22 protein-coding genes are annotated in these 21,406 nt (G+C 40.6%); 2 read left to right on the top strand and 20 right to left on the bottom strand.

Translation table 11 applies throughout. The features are described from left to right. The first annotated feature begins 31 nt into the window (after nucleotides 1-31). A complete protein-coding gene (gene virB11, locus PVV65_RS07550; RefSeq protein WP_273755026.1) occupies nucleotides 32-1,084 on the top strand; it encodes a P-type DNA transfer ATPase VirB11 in 1,053 nt (350 codons plus the stop codon). Between the two features lie 19 nt (nucleotides 1,085-1,103). Here virB11 and PVV65_RS07545 read toward each other — a convergent pair whose 3' ends face one another. From PVV65_RS07545 to PVV65_RS07480, 14 genes are all read right to left on the bottom strand, one after another. Continuing rightward, nucleotides 1,104-1,418, bottom strand: a complete 315-nt coding sequence (locus tag PVV65_RS07545; RefSeq protein WP_254492457.1) for a DNA-binding transcriptional regulator — start codon at nucleotides 1,416-1,418, stop codon at nucleotides 1,104-1,106. After that, on the bottom strand, nucleotides 1,418-1,564 hold the full coding sequence (locus tag PVV65_RS07540; protein ID WP_273789773.1) for a hypothetical protein: 147 nt from the start codon (nucleotides 1,562-1,564) through the stop codon (nucleotides 1,418-1,420). Before PVV65_RS07540 ends, PVV65_RS07545 begins: the two co-directional genes overlap by 1 nt. Before the next feature lie 43 nt (nucleotides 1,565-1,607). Beyond that, a complete protein-coding gene (locus PVV65_RS07535; protein WP_273789758.1) occupies nucleotides 1,608-1,754 on the bottom strand; it encodes a hypothetical protein in 147 nt (48 codons plus the stop codon). Between the two features lie 108 nt (nucleotides 1,755-1,862). Then, nucleotides 1,863-2,036: a type II toxin-antitoxin system RelB/DinJ family antitoxin gene (locus tag PVV65_RS07530; protein WP_273789757.1), complete on the bottom strand. Its 174-nt coding sequence runs from the start codon at nucleotides 2,034-2,036 to the stop codon at nucleotides 1,863-1,865. A gap of 168 nt (nucleotides 2,037-2,204) precedes the next feature. After that, the gene (vbhT, locus tag PVV65_RS07525) at nucleotides 2,205-3,728 is read right to left on the bottom strand and encodes a type II toxin-antitoxin system protein adenylyltransferase VbhT (protein ID WP_273789756.1); all 1,524 of its coding nucleotides are present in this window, start codon (nucleotides 3,726-3,728) and stop codon (nucleotides 2,205-2,207) included. Next, nucleotides 3,715-3,903, bottom strand: coding sequence for an antitoxin VbhA family protein (locus PVV65_RS07520; RefSeq protein WP_273789755.1), 189 nt, complete (start codon nucleotides 3,901-3,903; stop codon nucleotides 3,715-3,717). Before PVV65_RS07520 ends, vbhT begins: the two co-directional genes overlap by 14 nt. Nucleotides 3,904-4,098: 195 nt before the next feature. Further along, nucleotides 4,099-4,347: a HigA family addiction module antitoxin gene (locus PVV65_RS07515; protein WP_273789754.1), complete on the bottom strand. Its 249-nt coding sequence runs from the start codon at nucleotides 4,345-4,347 to the stop codon at nucleotides 4,099-4,101. Between the two features lie 13 nt (nucleotides 4,348-4,360). Beyond that, the gene (locus PVV65_RS07510; RefSeq protein WP_273789772.1) at nucleotides 4,361-4,438 is read right to left on the bottom strand and encodes a hypothetical protein; all 78 of its coding nucleotides are present in this window, start codon (nucleotides 4,436-4,438) and stop codon (nucleotides 4,361-4,363) included. Nucleotides 4,439-4,740: 302 nt separating this feature from the next. Next, a complete protein-coding gene (glmM, locus tag PVV65_RS07505; protein ID WP_273789753.1) occupies nucleotides 4,741-6,111 on the bottom strand; it encodes a phosphoglucosamine mutase in 1,371 nt (456 codons plus the stop codon). Between the two features lie 540 nt (nucleotides 6,112-6,651). Further along, nucleotides 6,652-8,784, bottom strand: coding sequence for an ATP-dependent zinc metalloprotease FtsH (gene ftsH, locus PVV65_RS07500; protein WP_273789752.1), 2,133 nt, complete (start codon nucleotides 8,782-8,784; stop codon nucleotides 6,652-6,654). A 114-nt stretch (nucleotides 8,785-8,898) separates the two neighbouring features. Further along, nucleotides 8,899-10,380 carry a tRNA lysidine(34) synthetase TilS gene (gene tilS, locus PVV65_RS07495; protein WP_273789751.1) on the bottom strand — a complete coding sequence of 494 codons (1,482 nt, stop codon included), beginning with the start codon at nucleotides 10,378-10,380 and terminating at the stop codon, nucleotides 8,899-8,901. Nucleotides 10,381-10,398: 18 nt separating this feature from the next. Continuing rightward, a complete protein-coding gene (locus tag PVV65_RS07490; protein WP_273789750.1) occupies nucleotides 10,399-12,318 on the bottom strand; it encodes a tol-pal system protein in 1,920 nt (639 codons plus the stop codon). A gap of 53 nt (nucleotides 12,319-12,371) precedes the next feature. Beyond that, on the bottom strand, nucleotides 12,372-12,893 hold the full coding sequence (pal, locus tag PVV65_RS07485; protein ID WP_273789749.1) for a peptidoglycan-associated lipoprotein Pal: 522 nt from the start codon (nucleotides 12,891-12,893) through the stop codon (nucleotides 12,372-12,374). Between the two features lie 200 nt (nucleotides 12,894-13,093). Continuing rightward, on the bottom strand, nucleotides 13,094-13,807 hold the full coding sequence (locus PVV65_RS07480; protein ID WP_273789748.1) for a DUF1013 domain-containing protein: 714 nt from the start codon (nucleotides 13,805-13,807) through the stop codon (nucleotides 13,094-13,096). Nucleotides 13,808-14,188: 381 nt separating this feature from the next. On the opposite strand from PVV65_RS07480, the gene PVV65_RS07475 reads away from it, so the two are divergent. Beyond that, nucleotides 14,189-14,935, top strand: a complete 747-nt coding sequence (locus tag PVV65_RS07475; RefSeq protein WP_005774608.1) for a YebC/PmpR family DNA-binding transcriptional regulator — start codon at nucleotides 14,189-14,191, stop codon at nucleotides 14,933-14,935. Between the two features lie 642 nt (nucleotides 14,936-15,577). On the opposite strand, the gene PVV65_RS07470 is transcribed toward PVV65_RS07475, so the two are convergent. The 6 genes from PVV65_RS07470 to PVV65_RS07445 form a co-directional block, all read right to left on the bottom strand. Beyond that, nucleotides 15,578-15,739, bottom strand: coding sequence for a hypothetical protein (locus tag PVV65_RS07470; protein ID WP_273789747.1), 162 nt, complete (start codon nucleotides 15,737-15,739; stop codon nucleotides 15,578-15,580). Between the two features lie 662 nt (nucleotides 15,740-16,401). Then, entirely contained in the window at nucleotides 16,402-17,727 is a 1,326-nt protein-coding gene (gene tolB, locus PVV65_RS07465) for a Tol-Pal system beta propeller repeat protein TolB (protein WP_404978397.1), read from the bottom strand. A 39-nt stretch (nucleotides 17,728-17,766) separates the two neighbouring features. Beyond that, a complete protein-coding gene (locus PVV65_RS07460; RefSeq protein WP_273789746.1) occupies nucleotides 17,767-19,059 on the bottom strand; it encodes a cell envelope integrity protein TolA in 1,293 nt (430 codons plus the stop codon). 107 nt (nucleotides 19,060-19,166) lie between these two features. Further along, nucleotides 19,167-19,619 carry a protein TolR gene (tolR, locus tag PVV65_RS07455; protein WP_273789745.1) on the bottom strand — a complete coding sequence of 151 codons (453 nt, stop codon included), beginning with the start codon at nucleotides 19,617-19,619 and terminating at the stop codon, nucleotides 19,167-19,169. A 15-nt stretch (nucleotides 19,620-19,634) separates the two neighbouring features. Further along, on the bottom strand, nucleotides 19,635-20,348 hold the full coding sequence (gene tolQ, locus PVV65_RS07450; RefSeq protein ID WP_273755003.1) for a protein TolQ: 714 nt from the start codon (nucleotides 20,346-20,348) through the stop codon (nucleotides 19,635-19,637). Between the two features lie 140 nt (nucleotides 20,349-20,488). Then, the gene (locus tag PVV65_RS07445; protein ID WP_273789744.1) at nucleotides 20,489-20,749 is read right to left on the bottom strand and encodes a hypothetical protein; all 261 of its coding nucleotides are present in this window, start codon (nucleotides 20,747-20,749) and stop codon (nucleotides 20,489-20,491) included. Nucleotides 20,750-21,406: the final 657 nt, after the last annotated feature.

The following is a 21,406-nucleotide window of genomic DNA, read 5'->3' as shown; positions in this document are numbered from 1 at the left end:
ATAAAACATATAAAGTAATTAAAATCATAGTATGGCCACAGCAAAAAATATAGAACGAGCCTCCATCGTTTTAACAAAATTGAAAATCTTAGATGATTTTCTCAATAATGAAAATTTATTCGAAATTGTCGTCAATCGTCCTGGTGAAGTGATTGTTGAGGGTCCAAACGGTTGGCAAACCCACACCCTTGAAGAACTAACCTACAGCGAGCTAGAAGGTATCGCAAAAGTTGTTGCTGCCTACACAACACAAAAAATCAGTGTAGAAAACCCTGTTCTCTCCGCAACACTTCCCAATAATGAACGCATACAAATTGTCATGCCCCCCGCTGTTGCCCCCAATACCATCAGCATGACAATCCGCAAACCTTCATCACGCACTTTTTCCCTTGAAAGTTTACACGAAAACCAACTGTTTTCTGTAGCAAGAAATGTCACTTTCACCCCCCTTGAACAAATGAAAAAGCGTTCCTGTGAACTCTCCGACACAGAACAAGAACTAACAGACCTCTTCATCGCCAAAGATTTTTGTAAATTTTTAGAACGCGCCGTTATCACCCAACAAAACATCTTAATATCCGGCAAAACCGGCTCTGGAAAAACCACCCTCTCCAAAGCTTTAATTGCCAAAATCCCCGAATACGAACGCATTCTCACCATTGAAGACACACCAGAACTGGTCGTTCCCCATTCCAATAAAGTCCAACTTTTCTATTCAAAAGATAACCAAGGCTTAGCAAAAGCTGGCGCAAAAGAACTCCTTGAATCGGGACTGCGCATGCGCCCCGACCGCATACTCTTGCAAGAGCTACGTGATGGCACAGCCTTTTACTATATCCGCAATGTCAACTCTGGTCACCCAGGCTCCATCACCACTGTCCACGCCTCCACAGCCCTTGCCGCCTTTGAACAAATGACCCTCCTTGTCAAAGAAAGTGACGGGGGCGGTAATTTAGCACGCGATGATATCCGCGGCTTATTAATTTCCATGATAGACGTCATCATCCAATGCAAACGCCTGGAAGGCAAATTTCGTGTCACAGAAATTTACTACGACCCCTTCAAACGTCGAGACGCTTTTTAAAAAAACGACACCACCCTTCTTATGCCAATAGAGATTTTTTAAGAGCACGATTGATCGCTTCGGGTTCATTTTCAATGATTGAAAGCAACAAACGGGAAGAAGTATCTATAGAATATCGTCCCTGTTCCCAATCACGAATGCGACCTACAGAAAAACCAAAACGTTCCGCAAATTGAGCCTGTGTCAACCCAATATTTTTTCTGATTTTTTTGACATCAACATTTGCAGGAATATGGATACCAAATTTAGTGACATCCGCTTCACCTTTAGCATAGGCAAGAGCTTCACGAGCACCCTGTAATATACGAGAACCAGCTCTACTTGTCTTATCCATTATTTTTCCTTTCGATATTCATCAAGAAGCGCCGTTAAAATTTTTTTCAGCTCATTTCTCTCTGATTTTGTCAAATTTCCTTGAGATGATTTACTATAAATATCTAAGAGAAACACCGGAATATTTTGACCACCAAAAAAGGTAATAACCCTATATCCCCCACTTTTACCCTTATGTTTTGTTGGAACTCTAACTTTCCTTGGCTTCTTCCCTCATACCTTGTATAAGATCACCAGCATTTGGATTAGCAGCAATAAAAGAAACAACATTAAACAATTCTTCAGATGATATGCCTTCTTCTTTCATAGAAGCAAAATAAGCTGTCGTTTCACTCACCGTTTACATATATTATTTAATATAAAGTATCTCCATCAATGATCAAAAAATACGTGATCCCCATAGCGATAATGATATAAATTAAAAGCTTATTTATGATCAGAAATATCAAATATCCAAATGACGAAATAAATCTTCCATATCTTTAGCCCTGTATATATCTTCGCCCTTGTCACTTTTCTTGAAAGTTTCAGACTGTTCCTCATTAGAAATATACATCTCAAACGGTAATCCCTTTTCATTGACAACTTTTGTCAAAGCAATCCGAATAAAATCAGACACCGTAAGTCCTAGACTTTCCAATATTTCATTAGCTTGTTTTTTTAAACGTCTTATCTATGCGTGCACGTACAACATCTTTTTCTACACTCATATTAAACCTCCTTTGGATGACCTCTCTTTTGTCATATGGCTTAATAGAGCTACAAACATAAGGCTTTATCTCCTGCCTTACCGTGTCACATCTTTTGATTTTTCACGCGCTATCGCATTGTTTTGTTCTTGTATGTGCTTCTGTTGCAGAAATTTAACAACCGTTTGAAACTCTTTCATGTGTTCTTTATCTGGAGACTGTTGTTTTGAGAGTGCTTTCGATAAATCAAAGTCTTGTTTATGAATGGAATCCTTTCCAAAACGCTTATCTAAAGCACTTTGCAGCGTTGAAAATTCCTTGTTAACCGGCTCTGGTATCTTCGAATAACTTTCACGTCCAGCTTCAAAATTTTTCATAAAAGTTACTGCTTCTTGTGAAAGTGACGGTACCTCAACCTTCAATTGCTCACGCTCCCGTGTAACCCTATCCATATGGATCTCATAAGAATTCTTGTAAAAGGATTGAAGCTTTTTAATAGAAGAAAGTGCAAAAGGAACATGATAAAGCGCTTCTTTTCGTTCTTTTCCTGTAGCCTTTAATTTATCGATTAAACGATCTGACCCACGCAGTTGACCAGCCTTCTCTGGAGACTTGGCTAAAATGTCAGGGAGTTTATCGCCTTTCCCCGTTAAAATTGTTTGCTCAATCTTAAGTGCAGCTGCTTGTGGATCTTTATAAATAGATGCCAAACGATTGTTCAATTCCTTAAACATATCAACATAAGATTTTTCATTTCTAAGAGCGCTTAGCACCTTTTGTTCTAGATTAGAGTTATCTGTATAAGCCGCAAGGTATGGCGCTTGTTCTGTTAATTTTGAAGCAACATTCAAATCTTTTTGTGGTTGTTCTATTTCAAGCTCTTCTTTTTGAAGTTTAGAAAAATTTGTCTTTGCTTTATCCAAAATGGTTATAATTTTTTCCTTTTGTCCTTCGTATAATTCTTTATTAATCTCAATATAAGAGGAAATTTCCTCCCCAAGATGGGTAACATCATCTCTTTTATTTTCTGTAAATTTGATAAGGTTCTTATGGATGAGTACAGACAAGTGTTCAGAATTTCCAAAATGGGCTGCAATGGATGCCTCTATCATTTCTTGTTTCTCAACACCCTTCCAGTTGATATGATAACCAGCTTCACGAGCAAGTTGTCCCATAAATTCACGCAACGTGCGCCCATTTCCTTCTCGAAATGGATGCAACGCATTCAACTCTCCCATGTAATATCCAGCCCTTTGGCTAAATTCATCTATATCAAGACCACGCAGATACTGTTCTTTTGCAAGTTTTTGCGTAATCTTCGGGGCATAACTTTCAATCTGATGATAACTCGCAAACATACTATTGCCTTTGGCAATATCCACTAAACGGATCTCTCCCGCCCATTCATATATGTCACCAAACAGTTTCCTATGCATCTCTTTCATGTAGCTGAGATCAAACTTACCACGAATAGCAGCACGCATAAGTTCAAAAGACCTTACATAAGCGAAAGTAGATTCCACACGCTCCAATGTGGCTTTGTCTTTAATACCAAACCGATTATATAACACACCAGTTTCAGGATCAGTATAAGGATCACCACTCCTCTTATACTTCTCCACGTTTTATCCGCTCCATATAATCCTTGATTACATCACTTGTTTCAAGCTCTCCAATAATAACACGCTCCATTTGCTCAACGACTTTTGGATCGGGTTCCAATCCCTCTAAACGTTGGCTTGCTAATGCATTTTTAGCAGCAAAGCGACGTCGTTTAATTTCGTCTTCACTCAACATATAAAAACCTCCCTTCGTTATTCTTCATTATAGCTCAAATGCGCTACAAACATAAGGTTTTATTCCTTGCCTTACCGCATCACATCTTTTGATTTTATACGCACGACTGGCGTTGTTTTGTTCTTGTATATGCTTCTGTTGCAAAAATTTAATAGCCGTTTGAAACTCTTTTATGTATTTTTTATCAGGAGACTGTTATTTAGAAAATGCTTTTGATAAATCATAATTTGTTTGCAGTGCGAGCCAAGCTCGTGCTGTGCTTACACCAGACATTTCAAGCCTAATAGCAAGATGAGCACTAATCGCGGCTTTTCCATTTAAAACGCTAGAAAGGGCTTCTCGAGATATACCAAGCCACTCTGCGGCTTCATTAACCGATAAACCAAATTCTTTGATCACATCTTCACGCAATAATTCACCAGGATGTGGTGGATTTTTCATCATTTTTTAGCACTCCTTAGTGATAATCTAGATAATCAACTAATTCGACATCTATGCCCTCAAAGCGAAATATTACACAACAATTTCCATTGATAATAATTGACCCATAATCTTTGAGATCACCTTTTAGCAGATGTAATCAAAAGGACGCATAACTTTAAATCCTTTAGCGATACATCTCCTTCAAGAGCCCCTAAAACAGCATGGGCGGTTCTAATCCCTTTAGTCGTATCAGTATTATAGAAGGCTTCAATCCTTTTATGTTTAAATCATAAATTAAGAGAATGTGTAACACGACAAGATACAAAAAATATTGATTATTTTTTATATCACATGGCTTTTTTTACTTTATAAACATTAGAACTGTCATGAAAAAAATTGATTATTCTCATCACCTTATCTTTCAAGTGCCGTACTCACACATGTATCATGATGGGTGATCACATCCATCAACTCTGTCACAACCGTATCCAACACCTCTCGTGCATCCCCTTCGGCCATAAGGCGGATAACCGGCTCAGTTCCAGAAGCACGGATCACCAATCGTGCCTCTTTTCCCAACCGATTTTTTGCTTGATCAATAGCCGTTTTAACGGGATTTTTTTTCAAAACATTTTTATTTTTAATCGTTACATTTTTTAAAATTTGCGGAACAGGTTCAAACCGTTTACACAATTGGCTCATAGGTGTTTGACTTTCTTTCATACAAGCTAAAATCTGCAAGGCTGCCACCAACCCATCACCCGTTGTCCCAAAGTCACTAAGCACAATATGCCCAGAAGCCTCACCTCCAACATTATATCCCTTTTGACGCATGGCATCGACAACATAACGATCTCCAACTTTTGTTCTGATCAAGTCCAACCCTTTGGCATTCAAAAACCGCTCCAGTCCCAGATTGGACATAATCGTTGTAACAACCCCATTGCACCGTAACCGTCCCATTTTATGCCAATTTTCAGCAATCACAGCAATCAACTGATCCCCATTAACCGCTTGTGCTTTTTCATCAACAATGAGTACACGATCGCCATCTCCATCAAGAGCAATCCCTACATCAGCCCGCACTTCATGCACTTTGCGTTTTAAAGAGCTTAAATCGGTTGAGCCACATTTTTGATTAATATTGGTCCCATTCGGTTCATTATGAATAGCAAAAACCTCAGCCCCCAACTCCCATAAAGCACGAGGAGCCGCTTTATAAGCAGCGCCATTAGCACAATCCACAACAATACGCACAGCATCTAAGCGAACATCACGAGGCAAAGTCCGTTTGGCATATTCAATATAACGATAAATATCTCCCTCAACCCGTTTTGCGGAACCAATTTCGGCAGAACTTGCTAAAGATTTTGAAAGATCTGTATCGATCAATTGTTCAATTTTTGTTTCCATATCATCTGAAAGCTTAAAACCATCAGGACCAAAAAGTTTAATTCCATTATCATAGAAAGGATTATGAGAAGCAGAAATCATCACGCCAAGATCTGCACGCAAAGAGCGGCAAAGCATTGCAACAGCAGGTGTTGGCACGGGCCCCAATAAAAAAACTTCCATCCCCGCAGCAGTCAATCCTGAAACCAAAGCATTTTCCAACATATAGCCAGATAATCGGGTATCCTTACCAATCACCACACGACACGATTGATGTTGTGAACGAAATAAAACCCCTACAGCCATCCCTACCTTCATGGCAAAATCAGGTGTCATGGGAAATGAATTGGCTTTTCCCCGAATTCCATCAGTCCCAAAATATTTTTGCACCATACCTCGTTCCTTTATCCTTCTTCCCTTGGCTTTTCTTTAAAACGCTAATAGCCTCTCAATAGCCCTTTATACTCCTCACCCTATAAATGATACCATTGGACTTACCCCTCATCTTTTTAGGTCATCAAAAAACCTTTCACTATTGACACATCTAAACGACGCTCAACCAATAATGTTTCTCCTCTGCACACATAAAGCAATATTATTTGCTAAACAAGCTTTACACATCCCTTGAATACACCCAAAGGATAGTCTCACATCCTGCCAAACCCGCAAGTCAACTCATCATCAAACCTCGCACCCCTCAGTCCAAAGCTGCAAAGCACCCCTATCGCTTAACCTCACAACCCTACCAATACTGTAAGAGAACAGACCGCTTTATCCCCTGCTAAAGCTGTCATAATAAACGGCTTTTCTTAATTTTTTGCTTCCATGTTTTGGCAAATATTGCATCAAAGGCGCGAAGCTTTGCTCGCGCCCTTTTCAAAGAATTTAGAAGTTTTCCGAAAACACAGTCACTCAAGTGTTCTTAAAGGATTCTTATTTTCCTTTATCAGATCCCGAAGGTTTTGACTTTTTTTCAACACTGTTTTTATTTTGAGAGTGATTGACTGTTTTTATAGGACCTTTTGCGTTTTGTGCTTTTTTAGACTCAGTATCCTTGGACTTAGTATCACTGGATTTTGCTGTTTTCTTTCCAACAGTGCCTTCTGCCTTGTCGTCCTCCTCACCTTTAACGGCTTCTGCTTTATGGAGCACTGTTTTAGCGTCTTTTTCATCGCCCACAGGATCCCCTGCTTTCACCGTTCCAATCTTTGGAACAGAGGAAGTCCGCGGGGCAGCATTTTCATCTTTCTGCGTCCGTGAAGGAGGCTTTCCTGCAATGACTTCGTTAATTTCAGCACCCGTTAAAGTTTCATATTCCAACAAGCCTTGAGCGAGAGCAAACCATTCTTTTCTTTTTGTTTTCAAAATATTGGTTGCATTTTTATAGGCATCATCAATAAGCTTACGCACTTCCATATCAATCATGCGTGCTGTTTCTTCAGAAACATTTTGTGTTCGCGCAACAGAATGCCCTAAAAAGACTTCATCTTGGTTATCGCCATAAGCGACATTTCCAAGCAGATCCGAGAATCCCCACCGTGTGATCATGGCACGTGCTAATTTCGTTGCTTGCTCAATATCAGAAGAAGCCCCCGATGTGATATTTTCCTTTCCAAATTTCAACTCTTCAGCCACGCGCCCCCCCATCATGATGGCTAAACGAGAAATCATCCACCGATAACTCATGGAATAGCGATCACCTTCAGGCAATTGCATCACCATTCCCAATGCCCTTCCCCTTGGAACGATTGTTGCTTTGTGGACAGGATCAGCAACCGGTACATTAAGAGCCACGATAGCATGCCCTGCTTCGTGATAAGCCGTGAGTTCTTTTTCCTCTTGTGTCATAGCGGTTGAACGACGTTCAGCCCCCATCATCACCTTATCTTTTGCATCTTCGAATTCTTGCATTGTCACGACTCTTTTATTACGGCTCGCAGCCATAAGAGCAGCTTCATTCACAAGATTCATGAGGTCTGCACCGGAAAATCCTGGTGTTCCCCTTGCTAAAACTTTCAAATCAACATTCGGGGCTAAAGGAACATTGCGCACATGTACTTTCAAGATTTGCTCACGTCCAGAAACATCTGGATTTGGCACCACGACTTGTCGGTCAAAACGCCCTGGTCTCAATAAAGCAGGATCCAGCACATCAGGACGGTTTGTTGCAGCAATCAGAATAATACTCTCATTGGGCTCAAACCCATCCATTTCGACAAGCAACTGATTTAAAGTCTGCTCACGCTCATCGTTTCCCCCACCCAGTCCAGCACCCCGATGGCGTCCAACAGCATCGATTTCATCGATAAAGATAATACAAGGTGCATTTTTTTTAGCCTGTTCGAACATATCCCGCACACGACTCGCCCCAACACCTACAAACATTTCAACAAAATCAGACCCTGAAATGGTAAAGAATGGTACATTAGCTTCACCTGCCACCGAACGCGCTAACAGCGTTTTACCGGTTCCTGGAGGACCAACAAGCAAAACACCGCGAGGGATACGCCCTCCTAAGCGTTGAAATTTTTGTGGTTCGCGTAAAAATTCAACAATTTCTTGCAGATCTTGTTTTGCTTCTTCAACGCCAGCAACATCCTTAAAGGTAACACGTCCTTGCGCTTCATTAAGCAATCTTGCCTTTGATTTCCCAAACCCCATTGCCCCGCGAGATCCATTTTGCATTTGTCGCATAAAAAAGACCCACGCTCCTACAATAATAATAACAGGCAACAAAGAAAAAAGGAGATTAAGGAAGATACTATTTCCAGAACTTTCAGGAATAGCTTTAACATTAACGTTTTTGCTTTCCAATTTTTGTATCAAACCAGGATCACGTGGTGCAAAAGTTGAAACAGTTCTCTGTTCGACAGTTTGTCCTGTCAATTTTTGACCTTGAATGGTCACCGATTTCAGCTCGTTATTCTCAACTTTTTGTAAAAACTCAGAATAGGAGACTTCTCCACCACCAGAACGTTGACTATCTCCATTAAAGAAAGAAAACGACACAATTAAAATCAAGGCAATAACTCCCCAAATGAGGAGAGAGCGGTAATTAGAATTCATATTCAGCCCACTTAATCAAATATAGATTTCAAACAGTTCCCCTTAACATATAACCTTGTCAGCCCCTTGCCAAGGGATGAGAGACGGTTTATTCTCTTTTAGAGTTATTTTTCTTTATCTTTTCACCTCAAGATTAAAAAAAGGTTCTACAACATTCACCAGCGCAGTATCTTCGCGTGAGGAAAGCCAATCAAAAGGCGCCATAATTCGCTTGATGATAACGTTTTTATGAATAATCGCTTGAGAAATCAACTCAGGAATATCACACCCTTTATCATTTGAAATCATCAGCAGTGATTGTAAAGAGGGCAAATGAGGCTTTTTAAGATTAAAATTGCTGTTTTTCAATAAAGGTTTCAGCTGTTCTAAATTTGCGGCTCCAACCTTTATAGCCTCAGATCCATGATTGGTAATCTGATAGCGCCCATCCCACATGAGTGTTTCCTCCGGCGCTACAAAAACCTCTTTCATATTGCGTTTTTCACGCCATAAAGCAATGCCATCTTTATTATATTCAATCACACAGCCCGCATAAGTAAAACGCCGCTTTTCGGAAGAATGAAGAGAGAGTTTTTGAACAAGCATGCTTAATTTTTTTGAAGGAAGCAAATAAAATCCCCCACCCATCAACACCGCAAAAAGCCCAACAACGAAAGGGAAACAGGCATGTTTGTGTAAAAGTGACGCAGGCTTTTTGATGAAACAACGCCCATATTGAACCGTAATATCCAGTGCTAAGATTAAATCGGCAATATTTTGCGCGTGTTGACGCCGCCGCAATGCAGCCTGATTTATTTTTTGAGCAATATCCGCAAGCTTTTGCGGAGGAAGAGATTGACGCACACGCACGCGTTCAAAACTGCGATCTTCATTGCTTGGATCATCAATCCACACTTTTCCTTGCACGCTTAAATAATTGCGCAATGTTTGGCGTTTTACACCAAGAAGCGGCCGAATCAAACGTACTTTTCTATGCAACAATGCCTCACGCGGGATACAAGATAAACCACGCTCATAGAGGATTCCATCGTTTTTTTCGGTAATATTTTTTCTCGTTTCTCTGGCATGATCTTCATCACACATCGCCCCAGCTTCACTGCACCCGGTAAGACCACCTGCAAAAACACCATCACACATCGCTCCAGCTTCACTGCGCAAAGCCCCCCTACTCTTTTGGAGACGTTGAGAGCGCATTTGATAGGTTTCAACCTGATCATTGAGTGTATGGCCCGTCATAATAAGGGAGGCACCTTGTTTTTGTGCTTCCTGAACTAAGAGATTATAGCGTGCAATACGAGCGCTGGAAGCAATATGCGTCTTTGGTTTTTTACCTTCCCACCGCACAGTGATATGTTTAATGTGATGGTCATAACAAATTTCCGCAACAGTTTCTGCTTCACGCGCTGATTCTTTACGCAATTGATGATCAACCGTAACAGCAATTATTTCTAAAGGAACAGAGAGTGTGTCCAAATACTCTTTAACCAAAAACATCAAAGCCAAAGAATCACTTCCCCCTGAGACAGCAAGAATCACTCGTCGACACTGAATAAAATCCGATGTTTTAAAGAGATTTCTTGCTAGTCTAACGCACACCGAAAATGACCTCGCTGCTTATTTTAGAGAGTTACAAAACACAGACTCTAACATTTGATGATGTTTTTTGTTTTTTGCAAAAAGAGCACAATCCTTTTCATTTTTCTCAAGAGCGATCATACTTCTTGCTAATTTCAGCAAAATCTCGGATGTATAGAGCTTCTTTTTATCGGCATACCATGCGGACAGATAAACTTGTGCTGCTTCATAATAGCGTTTTTGTCCCAACAAAGATTCAGCCAACCAAAACAAAGCATCATCACTCAAAGGATCTTTTTTGTAGCGATTTTGAAAAGCACAAAAGCTCCTTTCAGCCTCAACATAGTTGGCAGAACGAATAAAGTCATACCCTTCCTTATACAACGCTTTAGAAGAAGAAAGAGTGTCACCTTGATCTGCTTGAGCCGTTACATCATGCGCTTTTTTAAAAATACCCCCTATTTCTTTCACAGCATGATCTTTCACATCAGCAACCTTTGTCTGGTTATCCGCACTCAACTCCTGCACCATCTCTTCTTTTACAGTCTGAGATTTTTCATCCAAAGCAGCACTTTCAACGGAACAAGAATAAATAGAAGAGTCTTTTTTATCAAAAAGTCGGTGAAACTGCTTGTTAACATTTTTCAAATTGTTATGCTCAAGCACTATCCGTATTTTATGCAAAAGCTTATCTAAATCATAATCTTTAAATAAGTCCTGCTGATTCTCTAAAATAATCCCTTGATACACCGAAACCCCAGCAGTTTTTTTCACCACATCGGAAGCAGCTTTATCAGCAGTATCTGAAGCTTTTTTCACCACATCAGAAGCTTTATCAGCGGCATCTGAAGCTTTTTCCATCACATCAGAAGCAGCTTTATCAGCAGCATCGGAAGCTTTTTCCATCACATCAGAAGTAGCCTTATCAGCAGCATCAGGTGCTTTTTCCATCACATCAGAAGCAGCTTTATCAGCAGCATCGGAAGCTTTTTCCATCACATCAGAAGCTTTATCAGCGGCATCTGAAGCTTTCTTCATCACATCAGAAGTAGCCTTATCAGCAGCATCAGGTGCTTTTTCCATCACATCAGAAGCCTTATCAGCGGCATCTGAAGCTTTTTCCATCACATCAGAAGCAGCTTTATCAGCGGCATCTGAAGCTTTTTTCTCTGCATCAGAAGTAGCCTTATCAGCGGCATCCGTGGCTTTCTTCACTGCATCGGAAGCCTTATCAGCAGCGTCTGAAGCTTTTTCCATCACATCAGAAGCAGCCTTATCAGCAGCGTCTGAAGCTTTTTCCATCACATCAGAAGCCTTATCAGCGGCATCCGTGGCTTTCTTCACCGCATCGGAAGCAGCCTTATCAGCGGCATCTGAAACTTTTTCCATCACATCAGAAGCCTTATCAGCGGCATCCGTGGCTTTCTTCACCGCATCGGAAGCAGCCTTATCAGCGGCATCTGAAGCTTTTTCCATCACATCGGAAGTAGCCTTATCAGCGGCATCCGTGGCTTTCTTCACTGCATCGGAAGCCTTATCAGCGGCATCTGAAGCTTTCTTCACTGCATCGGAAGCCTTATCAGCAGCATCTGAAGCTTTCTTCATCACATCAGAAGTAGCCTTATCAGCAGCATCCGTGGCTTTCTTCACTGCATCAGAAGCCTTATCAGCAGCGTCTAAAGCTTTTTCCATCACATCGGAAGCAGCCTTATCAGCAGCATCAGGTGTTTTTTCTATCACATCAGAAGCCTTATCAGCAGCGTCTGAAGCTTTTTCCATCACATCGGAAACAGCTTTATCAGCCACATCCGTAGCTTTCTTCACTGCATCGGAAGCTTTATCCGTATCATGTGCTGGATATTCAGAAGTCTTTCGAGCTGCACTTTCAGCAAATGAAGTAGAACAAGCTATGAAAACCGCCATATAAAAGATCGTTTTCCAATTGATTTTACGATACATTCTTTTCTCCCCTTAAGAGTTCATTGAATGGTAGAAACAAACAATTTGCTCATTTAATGACTGTTCATACCACTTAGTGTTGTCACAGCACGTCGATTTTGATTCCAACAGGAAATGTCATCACACACCGCGACAGGTCTTTCTTTTCCGTAAGAAATTGTTTGAATCCGTTGCACAGACACACCAAGAGACACGAGATAATTCCGCACAGCAACAGCGCGGCGCTGTCCAAGTGCCAAGTTATATTCACGTGTCCCTCTCTCATCAGCATGACCTTCAATCATAATAGAATAATAAGGATAATGAAGCAACCATTCTGCTTGGCGCGTTAAAATACGTTCAGCATCTGCATTCAATGAAGAAGAATCGAGACTAAAAAACACACGATCCCCCACATTAACCGTAAATTCTTGTCCTGAACCTGGTAACACCTGATTTAAACCAGCATCATTCATATAAGCGCCATTCATACCGTGAAATGCACCGGTATTTTTTTTGCCACATCCACCCAAACACAGGGCGAAAAGAAAGAGTATCGCTAAGGAACGAGAGAGAGTATTTTTGGTAGAGCACATAGTTCGTTTTTCCTTTAAAGAAGGGTAAATTCTTAAAAATATTTTTAAGAATAACTGTTAATTCCTAATGAAGACGAAATTTTTTTGTTTTTTGTCATCATTTTTCAGTCTCTGCCAATTTTTCTTCCCTCCCAGTTATTTCTCTAACATTTCCATGATAAATTGAGAAACATTGCCCTGATACGTCCTACCGCTTACGCTTACGCTTCCTCTTGATCTTGATCTTGATCTTGATCTTGACGATTTTTTTGCAGTGCGTTCAATTTTGCAAAAACTTTATCAGCATCAAAAGTTTTGTTGGAATTGTCTTCACTTTTATTTTCCTCTAGAGCAGCGTTTTCCGTCACAGAAGCGGGAAGCAACGACCTATCTTCTTCTGCAGCAACAGGGCGATTTTTTGCCGCACGCTGGAGTTCAAAATCTAAATCGATTTGCGAACACAAACCAAGCCCTACAGGATCAAGAGGAGACAAATTGGCACTATTCCAATGGGTTCGAAGGCGTATTTGTTCAATTGTTGCTTTTGTTGTCCCAATCAACCTTGCAATTTGTGCATCTTTCAACTCAGGATGGTTCGTAACCAACCATAAGATACCATTGGGACGATCTTGACGTCGAGAAAGAGGGATATAACGTGCTCCTTTACGTTTTTTTTCAGGAATGTGCACCCTTGATTGAGAAATTTTCAAGCGTGCGTTTTGATCTGCCTCCACCCGTGCAATTTCACTGCGCGTCAATTGTCCAGAGTTAATCGGATTGAGACCTTTAATACCATAAGCTGCCTCACCATCGGCAATAGCTTTTACTTCCAAGACATGCAATTTACAAAATTCTGCAATCTGCTCAAAAGAAAGAGCTGTATTATCAACCAACCAAACAGCTGTTGCTTTGGGCATCAAAAGTTGCGTTGCCATTTTTATAAATCCTCTTCTGCGCCTCTTCTATGAGGCAGTTTACCGCCCACTCAAGAGCACTGGAACTTCTTCATTATATGTTCTTATATGTTCGTCTTTTCCACCCACTTTTATAATAAAGCGAGGCATGGAATAAACCACTTTGCCATGAAATTATACTCTGTTATAGCGTGATTTTTGCTCAACGACAAGAGATCTCTCTTGGAATGATCCTCAATGAAGGTGTCTTTACCTTTAAGATTAATTTTCCTATAAAGGATTTATTTGATTATTTCACCTCATGCTGTGGCACATTTACTCTGGTGGGATGCGTGATTTTATCGCCTTACATTCTAAAAAAAACTAACCCAGAAGGAAAGCCCTCAAACAGGAAGGAAAACTATGGCAGGCCATTCACAATTTAAAAATATTATGCACCGTAAAGGGCGTCAAGATGCGATGCGCTCGAAAATATTTTCTAAGCTTGCACGCGAAATTACCGTCGCAGCAAAACAAGGTGCTCCTGATCCAGCCATGAATCCACGGTTAAGGCTGGCTGTTCAAAATGCTAAAGCACAGTCAATGCCAAAAGACAATATTGAACGCGCGATTAAAAAAGCGTCAGGAACCGATGTCGAAAATTATGATGAAGTACGCTATGAAGGTTATGGACCAGGTGGTGTTGCCGTCATTGTTGAAGCTTTAACCGATAACCGTAACCGCACCGCTTCAAACGTGCGCGCCGCCTTCACAAAATCAGGCGGAGCCCTAGGGGAAACAGGATCGGTCAGTTTCATGTTTAATCGGATTGGGGAAATAATTTATAAGCCAGAAGCAGGAACAGCAGACAACATCATGGATGCAGCAATTGAAGCCGGTGCCGAAGATGTACAATCCGAAGAAACCGGACATCATATTACCTGCGCATTTGAAGATATTGGTGAAGTTTCAAAAACACTTGAAGCAAAACTTGGTGAAGCAGAATCAATCAAAACAATTTGGAAAGCCACCACCCTGGCGCCAATAGATGAAGAAAAAGCTTTATCCGTTTTACGACTGATTTCAACATTAGAAGAAGATGATGATGTGCAAAATGTTTATGCTAATTTTGATGTCAGCGATGAGATTTTGGCAAAACTGTCCGTATAATTCTCATCATTGAGCTCTCTCTTCATCGATAAGGGACTGAAAAACATCTAATCACCTTGCCTCTTTGGTCATAAATATAAAAGCCCCGCGTAAAAAGCGGGGTCAATCGTGGTCGTGCCCAAGAAAACCACAATCAATCAACCGCAAAAAATAGAACCAATGGCCTCCAAAAGCAGATTGACGAAAAAAGAAAGCATAAAGCAAGCCCCGCCCCCTTGAACGCCCTTGAACACTCAAACAATTTTGATGATAAAAGCGAAAACTCCATCGTCTCACGGCTTTTTACATATCTCAAAGATGATCCCTCTATCGCCTCTCTCTTTGTTTTTGTAAGAGTCGCTTCCCTCCCCTCAAGGAGCAAAAATTTGACCCCGATCTGGTCTGTAAACCATTCGGATTTTCTTAAAGACGCATTCTTCTTCTCACACATAAAATTTAATTGAAACTGAAAGCAACAATTTTATCACATTGATTTATAAGGTCAGTTTAGCGTTATTGAACTTGAATAAGAACCCTTACATAACGTCAAATTCTCTCATTTCAAATCTGTGTGTATGGTGTATCAATTAAAATCATACACTTGCACATTCTTCAGCAGAAAATACCTGTGTGGCATAAAGCTTAAAGGAGAAAAATACCCTTTTACGAACTATCCCAAAGGCTGTAAGGCGGTTGTAATATGAGAGACGCTTCTTGCATGATACTGCTTGCTCCATTAAGCACCACCATCTTTACGCTTATGGCGTAACAAGGCGGTACCATCACACTATTTTCCAGCGCCCAATATTGAAACAACCCTTGCATTGAAACGATTCATAAGAGACATTTTTAGTCCTTATATAATTTTTATTCACACGCTCATCCCACTTGTAACATAAAAGCGAGTGATTTTGATTGATTCAAAATAAACGGATGTGAAAGGAAAAAATCTTACAGTATTTAAAGGTTCTTATTTAAGTTGAATAAAAATAAATTATCATTACAAATCAATAAGTTGTGTTTATTGTGAAGCCTCAAAAACTTCTAGAGACTTCAATATTCTTTTAAGAACGTGCAATATTCTTTTAAAAGACGCGATTCATCGTCTTGTAAATAGAGCTTATCCACAAGCTTCCTTTCATTTAAGGAAAACAGCTTAAAGAAAAAGCAAAGAGAACCGGTTCGAAAACAACCTGGTCTTTAAGCAAACCAGATCAGAAAGGAAGTCAAAAAGATCTATAGCGACAGTTTGGAAAATAAAAGCACTCTAGAAACCTTAAAACAGCTCTATTTTTTTAAGATTTTTTTTTAAAAAACGTTTTCGTCTCAAGAAGATTTGGCTATCGATAAATAACAGCCGATGTGGGATGAAATTGATAAAAACCACCTCCCCCTCACAAGTGCATTCTTTTAACTGATTAAAGACCATTGAGATTGCGTAGACTCTATAAGTTTTCTGTTTTTATCTTTTTATCAAGCATTTTGTTTTATTGTATATTGAGCAATGGCGACCATGCTGGATCGGAAGCATCATTGGGTGTGGGGAGTTGGCGTTCATTGCGTCCCGTAATGTCAATGGTATAGATTTTGGGTCCCATACCAGGGTTTTTACGAAAGAACATCAGCACACGGCCATTGGGAGCCCAAGTCGGTCCTTCATTGTGAAAACCAGTGGTTAAAATTCGTTCTCCTTGTCCATCAGGGCGCATAACACCGATAGAAAATTGTCCATTTAATTGTTTTGTAAAGGCGATATAATCACCTCTTGGCGACCAAATGGGTGTCGAATAACTGCCCTCGTTTAAAGAAATGCGCTGAATATCACTGCCATCGGCATTCATTTTATAAATTTGTGGCTTTCCACTACGGTCTGAGGAAAAGACGATTTGTGTTCCATCTGGTGAATAAGAAGCGGAGGTATCAATGGCGGAAGTTGTTGTCAACCGCGTCATTGTACGGGTCCGCAAATCCATGGTGTAAAGATTTGCACTTCCATCATTTTGCAATAAACTCATGATGACTTTTTGTCCATCAAAAGAAAAACGCGGAGCAATTGTCATGTTATGAAACGTTCCAATCAACTCTCTTTGTCCCATTTCAATTTGTTGTAGATAAACATGAGGGATTTGATGATCCTCATAAGCCATATAAGTGATTTCTTGCCTTTTTGGTGAAAACCGCGGTGTAAGTATCAATTCACTTCCATCAGACATATAAATCAAATTCGCGCCATCTTGATCCATCATAGCTAAACGTTTAATGCGTGCATTTTGGGGACCTGTTTCATCGATAAAAACAATTCTTGTATCAAAATAGCCGCTTTCTCCTGTCATTTCACTGTAGATCTCATCAGCGATCATATGGGCCACACGCCGCCAACGTTCTGTCGCGGTATAAAAACGCCGTCCTTTCAATTGTCGCTGTCCAAAAACATCCCATAGACGAAAATCAATCCTCAACCGTCCGTCGTTTTCTCTCATGACTTGCCCCGTCACCAAACCTTGCGCTTTTATTTTCTGCCACGAAACAAAATGCGGTTGTTTGTTCGGATTAGAAATTTTTTCAAAAAACTGTTCCTTATCAAGCGGTAAAAAAAGCCCCGATCGTTCAAGATCGGCTGTCACCACAGCCGATATTTTCAATCCAATCGAATCATTGGAAATAAAATCTGTAATTGCAATGGGAATGGGATTAAAATCAGCACTGGAAATTGTTCCTTTTAATTGCGCATAACCCGATGAGAGACTTGAAAGCCACAAACTGCAAGTGACAATAAACCAAGTAAAAACTCTATGTCTTGTTATAGTCATCATGGAATGTGTCCTTTCGTTAAGCGATTTTTTCTTTATTTATCATCTTATTTCTTGGAGGGGGTCAACATTAAAGTCAAAACCTTGCCCCCACAGATCATATTGATCACGGGGGAGATCTACATAAGGTTGGCATGAAAAGACAGCTGCATAAACCTGCCTTATCATAATCGCTTGTTGGCTCTCAAGACCGCTTACAGGATCAATGATAGGATCGCCCACCACCATCCCTTCACGGTCTAAATAAAAGCGCAACCGCACGATGGGACGATTTTTTAAATCGCCACCAAGTGCCACAAGTTTAAGCTTCTGTTGAATACATCCCCCTGCAATATTGACCAATGTTTGTGCCATTTTTGTGGTATCATGAATATTTTTTCTTGCCCCCAAAGCTTCTGGTGTATGAGAACGTTTTGCGCCCCCTCCTTGTGAGCGCGCACGATTGAGTAAATTATTTTCTTCCAGAGCTAAAATATCTTCAATGGTCTTTTTCTCTTGATTTTTCTTGTTAAGCTTTGACGTCTTTTGATTCAAGGCAGCCCCATTCTTCATTAGAAATTCTTCATTAAATTTTGGTTTAAACTGCGGAAGAAGAGGTTTTTCTGGAAGTGCAATTTTAGGCGCTTGCTTAACAACCTGCTCTTCTAATGCCTTTTGCACCGTTGAAGCCAATTCTTTCGGCAATATCCTCTCTTCATTTTTGTGCGCAGGCTCAGGCACAATCTTAGACACTTCCTCCAATGCTTCTACAGGAATCTCAGATGCAAGCTTGGGCGCTTCCTCCACTGCTTCTACAGGAATCTCAGGGACAAGCTTGGGCGCTTCCTCCAATGCTTCTACAGGAATCTCAGGCGCAAGCTTCGATGCTTCCTCCAACGCTTCTACAGGAATCTCAGGCGCAAGCTTCGATGCTTCTTCCACTGCTTTTGAAATCTCTTCTGTTTTTGCTTCTGTTGGTTCTGTACGTTCAGATATTTCCGATGCATGCTCACTTGGCGGGGGCGGTGTTGTTTCAACGGGGCGCGGCTTTTCCTTTGGTTGAAAAGGTGCAAGACTATCTTGTTGTCCTTCTCCAATATGGCGAGCATCTTCTATCTCTTGGGGAGAAGTGGTTGGTTTAACAGCGGGGATTGTATGGAGTGGCGCTTCCACAGCGCCTTGTTGAGAAGAAAACTCTTCGCTCAAAGGTGCAAGAGTGATGGGAATTGCTTCCAAGGGTTGTGGCAAAGAAACAGAGTTTGTAAATTGAACAGCCCCCCAACTGATCAAAATAACATGGACCACAAGGGATAAAGCCAAGCCTCGTTTCATACTATGATAGGAGTCTTTATTCATTCTTTATGCCTTAATTAATACCTTGTATTTTTTGACTTTTAATCACGCTGTAATCTTTTAAAAACATTTAAAAACAAGCAGTTATGGTCAGTTTTATTGTTTGTTATTTATTGTGCTAGACTTGCTAGCGCAACTTGAGAAAACCCTGCCTTTTGAATATCTGCGAGCAATTTTAAGACTTGTTGATATTCAACAGTTTTAGCAACCCGCACAAAAATCCGTTGATCTTTTTGTGTAGGATCCGCTTCCAGAAGAGCTTTAAGCTGTGCAATCAACGCTTGTGAACTGTCATAATAATCTTGATGAATGGCAAAGCGCCCTTGCGCATCCAGTGAAACCGTAAGGGGTGTTTTTTGCGCGCGGACGGGGCCTGCTTGACTGCGTGGCAAATCCAAAGGAACACCATTCACCAAAAGGGGCGCAGAGACCATAAAAATAATAAGCAACACCAACATCACATCCACAAAAGGGGTAACATTAATCTCACTCATCAGTTGGCTTCGTGAATGATGCCGCCTCCGTGTATTTTTTCGAGAAGAAGAAGCAACAGAAATTCCCATGGGACAAGCTCCTTTTTATAAAGGGGAAGATGCTGTGCGTGTTTCATCAATACGCCGCGAGACAATTGTTGAAAATTCATCAGCAAAATTTTCGATTTGTGCAATGATGCGCGCACTTTCATGAGTCAACTTATTGTAGGCAATAACAGCTGGAATTGCTGCAAACAAACCAATAGCTGTTGCTAAAAGTGCTTCTGCAATCCCCGGTGCTACAATGGCAAGAGATGTATTTTGAGAAGCAGAAATAGAAAGAAAAGACTCCATAATACCAATCACTGTTCCAAAAAGACCGATAAAGGGTCCTGCAGATCCTAGTGTCGCAAGAAAACTTAACTTTGATTCTATTTTTTCACTTTCACGTCCCAGTGTTAGATCCATCGCCTTATCAATTCTACTTTGCAAACTGATCGAAGTATGGGTTCCTTTTTCGAGAGATTTTTTCCATTCAACCATTGCTGCCATAAAAACAGCAGATATGCTATTGGTATGTTGGCTTTTACAAGCGACATAAAGATCTTCTAGCGCTTTGCCTGACCAAAATGTCCGTTCAAATTTCTTTATTTCACGCCGTATTCTCCGGTAGGTAAAAATTTTATCAAAAATAATGGCCCAACTCCAAACGGAAGCAAGCAGCAACCCAACCATAACAACTTTAACCACGAGACTTGCTTGCATAAACAAATGCAACATTCCCATTGTTTGCGGATTCATTAGTTCACCATGCGGCATAATTTTTGTCCCTCTAAATGAAAGGTGCACTTCTTAAAATTCTATAAAGCAGATTGTTTTATAGTTTCTAAATTTAAGTAAAAAACTTTAGTCTCACATAAATCTATGCACTAAAACAAGACCTGTTTCTTAAATTTCTTTTAAAAGTGATCATCACAGATATCTCTCAAGACACCGCGCACCCCTTTCACAACGGCCTTAACGACAAGATAACCATAGAGCTTCTCCCTCCACCAATACCTATAAAGCATGAAACCCAATCCCCCTTCTTTCCGTTTATGAAAAGAACGCCCAACCATCTTGACTTGTCCCCCCCTCATCTCAAAAGACGAAAATTCCACCCCGCACCAATCTCGTGTGAACAATCCGGCTTCTCTCGGCGGATTCCTACGGTTAACCATTCATGCGGTCCACTTGCATAAGGCTCTGGAGACAAACCTTGCCCAAAATATTCTTAATCTCTTCCCCTTTCAAAGAACGAAAGTTTCTCCAATCCCATTTCTAAAGCCCACTCAAAACTTCCTTTTAATTTTTACAGATCCACATTTTTACGCTTTTCTATCTTGAAAGAAATCAGCAAATAAAACGAACCCCGCACCGTTTTACAAATAATAATCTATCAACAATCCAACTTTCCTTAAAGCGAATTCCCTCTCGTTGACTTCAGATCCCCACCTCTCAAACAGGCGCTATTTTACAGCATAATAGCATAGCCAATGTTTTAATTTTTCTTGCCAATCTCTTGAAAGTGCTTTATCAATCAAAAGATATTTTGATCGTCTACGCACCGATCAAGAGGGATTAAAGGTCCTAAGCTCTAGCGTACAAATAAATCCACTGTTGTGGATATCCCGGGATTCCGGGAGATTTTGCTATGTCCAGGTGCCAAAAGCACTAAAAGCAAAAAGCTGACTAGAGCTCAGTACCTTTAACTCCCGGAATACCAACGCGAGGGCGCTCGCAACCGGCGGGGGGCTTAACATGCAAACCAAAAATTCACATTTTAACGATATTTCTATTGGCAAAAGAATTCGTCATAGAAGAATGTCAATGAGGCT

The sequence above is a fragment of the Bartonella sp. ML70XJBT genome (assembly GCF_028618425.1).
GTDB lineage: Bacteria > Pseudomonadota > Alphaproteobacteria > Rhizobiales > Rhizobiaceae > Bartonella.
Note: the sequence above shows the minus strand (reverse complement) of the source record. Positions and strands in the feature narration are given on the sequence as shown.

Coding starts and splice junctions, on each gene's coding strand:
- virB11 (WP_273755026.1), top strand. CDS start 32: ATGGCCACAGCAAAAAATATAGAACGAGCCTCCATCGTTTTAACAAAA.
- PVV65_RS07545 (WP_254492457.1), bottom strand. CDS start 1,418: ATGGATAAGACAAGTAGAGCTGGTTCTCGTATATTACAGGGTGCTCGT.
- PVV65_RS07520 (WP_273789755.1), bottom strand. CDS start 3,903: ATGTTGAGTGAAGACGAAATTAAACGACGTCGCTTTGCTGCTAAAAAT.
- PVV65_RS07515 (WP_273789754.1), bottom strand. CDS start 4,347: ATGATGAAAAATCCACCACATCCTGGTGAATTATTGCGTGAAGATGTG.
- glmM (WP_273789753.1), bottom strand. CDS start 6,111: ATGGTGCAAAAATATTTTGGGACTGATGGAATTCGGGGAAAAGCCAAT.
- ftsH (WP_273789752.1), bottom strand. CDS start 8,784: ATGAATTCTAATTACCGCTCTCTCCTCATTTGGGGAGTTATTGCCTTG.
- PVV65_RS07490 (WP_273789750.1), bottom strand. CDS start 12,318: ATGTATCGTAAAATCAATTGGAAAACGATCTTTTATATGGCGGTTTTC.
- pal (WP_273789749.1), bottom strand. CDS start 12,893: ATGTGCTCTACCAAAAATACTCTCTCTCGTTCCTTAGCGATACTCTTT.
- PVV65_RS07480 (WP_273789748.1), bottom strand. CDS start 13,807: ATGGCAACGCAACTTTTGATGCCCAAAGCAACAGCTGTTTGGTTGGTT.
- PVV65_RS07475 (WP_005774608.1), top strand. CDS start 14,189: ATGGCAGGCCATTCACAATTTAAAAATATTATGCACCGTAAAGGGCGT.
- PVV65_RS07470 (WP_273789747.1), bottom strand. CDS start 15,739: ATGCAAGGGTTGTTTCAATATTGGGCGCTGGAAAATAGTGTGATGGTA.
- tolB (WP_404978397.1), bottom strand. CDS start 17,727: ATGATGACTATAACAAGACATAGAGTTTTTACTTGGTTTATTGTCACT.
- PVV65_RS07460 (WP_273789746.1), bottom strand. CDS start 19,059: ATGAATAAAGACTCCTATCATAGTATGAAACGAGGCTTGGCTTTATCC.
- tolR (WP_273789745.1), bottom strand. CDS start 19,619: ATGGGAATTTCTGTTGCTTCTTCTTCTCGAAAAAATACACGGAGGCGG.
- tolQ (WP_273755003.1), bottom strand. CDS start 20,348: ATGCCGCATGGTGAACTAATGAATCCGCAAACAATGGGAATGTTGCAT.
- PVV65_RS07445 (WP_273789744.1), bottom strand. CDS start 20,749: ATGGTTAACCGTAGGAATCCGCCGAGAGAAGCCGGATTGTTCACACGA.